Annotated in this window: 2 protein-coding genes; both read right to left on the bottom strand. The window is 74.6% G+C overall.

Features of this window, described 5'->3' with window-relative positions; translation table 11 throughout:
• The coding region (locus KS423_RS43305; RefSeq protein ID WP_224285182.1) for an MFS transporter at nucleotides 1-1,357 on the bottom strand (1,357 nt) is incomplete at its 3' end.
• A 512-nt stretch (nucleotides 1,358-1,869) separates the two neighbouring features.
• On the bottom strand, nucleotides 1,870-2,542 hold a 673-nt coding region (locus tag KS423_RS43300), incomplete at its 5' end, for a GyrI-like domain-containing protein (protein ID WP_224285181.1).

Genomic DNA, 2,542 nt, shown 5'->3' with positions numbered 1-2,542 from the left:
TGCCGCGGGCGGGGCGCGGGGCGGCGGCGCCTGCGGCGGGGGAGGCACCGAGCGCGGTGCCGCGGGTCTCCTCGGCCCACAGCACGCTCACCAGCAGGCCCAGCGCCGTGGCCCCGGCGGCGATCAGCATGGTGGGGCCGGTGCCGAGCCCGGTCAGCGACAGCGGCAGCAGGTAGGTGCCCACGGCCGCGCCGACCCGGCTGACCGAGGTGGCCACGCCCACGGCGGTGGCCCGGATCTCGGTGGGGAACAGCTCGTTGGGGTAGGTCCAGTCGAGCACGTTGGGCCCGCCGCACAGGAAGGCGTACGCGCACAGCGCGAGCAGGGCGACGGCGGCGGGGGCGGTGGGCCACACGCCCAGCAGCGCCAGCGGGACGGTCATCAGGGCGAAGGACCAGATGATGACGGGGCGCCGGCCGCGGGTGTCGATCAGCCGCAGCGCCGGGTAGCAGCCGAGCAGGAAGACGAGGCTGATCAGCCCGGTGCCCAGGGTCTCCATCATGTTGCCGCCGGGCATGCCGAAGGAGGAGAGGATCTGCGGGCCGAAGGTGAGCATCGCGAACAGCGGGCCGACCTGGAAGAGGAAGAACAGGCCGCAGAACAGGGTGCGGCGCCGGTAGGGCTGGGTCATCAGCAGGCGCAGTCCGCCGGGGCGGCCGCGCTCGGCCGGGTCGGGCATCAGCTCGCGCCCGTCGACCCGGACCCCGAGGTGCTTCTCGACCACGCGCACCGCGTCGCCGACCCGCCCGTTGGCGGCCAGCCAGCGCGGGGACTCCGGGGAGCCGCGGCGGATCACCAGGAACACCACGCACAGCACCGTGGAACTCGCCAGCATCCAGCGCCAGCTGCCCGGCCCGGCCAGCTCCAGGAACAGGTAGCCCACCACGTAGGCGAGCACGGAACCCGCGTACCAGGCGATGATCTGCTTCCCGAGCAGCCGGCCGCGGTGCTTGGTGGGCAGCCACTCGGCGAGCAGCGAGGTGGCGATGGGGTAGTCGGCGGCCACGGCCATGCCGAGCACGAAGCGCAGCACGGCGATCGCCCACACCGCGTCGACCCAGAAGGAGAGCACCGAGCAGGCGACCATCACGAGCAGGTCGGCGGTGTACATCACCTCCCGGCCGATCTTGTCGGTCAGCACGCCGAAGAGCGCGCCGCCGACGAACATTCCGACCAGCGCGGCGGCGCCGATCAGGCTGACTTCCGCGGTGGACAACCCGAGGTCCGGGCGCATCCCGATCAGGGCGACGCCGACGATGCTCAGGATGTAGCCGTCGAGCAGCGGTCCGCCCGAACAGGCGAGGGCCAGCCTGCGGTGGAATGCGGTATACGGGGCGTTGTCGATGGTCTGGGACATGTGCTTGGGGTCCTCCGGAGCGTACGGCGCGCACTGCGCACCGTGCGCCGGGTAGACGGCAGGGAAAGGCACCGCCCACGTCGGACGGCGCCGCCGCCCGGTCACAACGGGCGACCGTCCACAGTTGCCCCGGCCCCGACGGGCCGCCACCAGGGCGAAGGTCGAGCGGATTCATGACCAAGGTCCCGAAGCGGACAGGCCCTTCGCCCGTGCCCCGACGGCGCCCGCCCAGTCCTGCCGGGGGTCCTCGCCGTCGGCCGCCGTGACCGCGTGCCCTGCGTGACCCTTCTCACCCGGAGCCCTCGACAGCCCCTGGGATGTGGCCCATTCCACACCGGGGCCGTGCCCGTCCGTACGGACCCGACCGCGCTGCGTCACCCGCGGCGGGCCGCGGCGGGCCCTCGGCCGGTTCCCCGTGAGCCCGGTGTCAGCCCCAGCCGCGCGAGGCCCGAGTCCAGCGCCGCCTCCAGGTGGTCGGTGGAGCCGGTGGTCATGAGGATCGGCGCGGGCAGTCACCGCGGGCCCGCGGCCAGCGGCACGGCGACGTCCGCGACGTGCTCCTCCGGCCCGCCGGACGCCCAGTTCGGGTAGTACACCTCCCGGTTCGGCCCGCCCCGCCCGTGCCCGCGGGCGGTGACCCAGGCGCCCACCGCGTCGTGGGCGGCGGCCATCGTGGCGGTGCGCTGCCGGGTCAGGGCGGTGTACGCCTCACGGTGCGCGGGCTCGATGCGCACCCCGAACGGCCCGTGCGGTCCGACGGCGTTCGGGGTGGGGGCGCAGACCTCGACCAGGGCGTCGCAGTCCTCGCCCACCAGGCCGTGGTAGACCGCGAACAGCGGCGCGGACAGGCACGCGCCCACCTCCCGCAGGCGGCCGAGCAGCAGCGTACTGGCCTCGGGGAGAAAGCCGGGCAGTGCGGCGGCGTCCACGTGCCGCCGGACGAACAGGACGTGCTGCTCGGGCACGTCGCGCTCGGCGATCTCGAACATGGTGGTGCTCCTTCCGATCAGGACCTCTCGGGCATAGCCCACCGCCTCCCGGCGGGCCGCGTGCTCGGCCTCCCGCTCTCGCCAGTACGCCAGCAGCTCCCGCTCGCCCGCGCCCTCGCCGCCGTCCGCGTCCAGCACCGCCGCGATCCGCGCCAGCGGCAGCCCGGCGGCGCGCAGCAGTGCGATGCGCCGGGCC

This window comes from Streptomyces sp. LS1784, from assembly GCF_020103755.1.
Classification (GTDB): Bacteria; Actinomycetota; Actinomycetes; order Streptomycetales; family Streptomycetaceae; genus Kitasatospora.
This window is presented reverse-complemented; position numbering and strand designations above follow the sequence as displayed.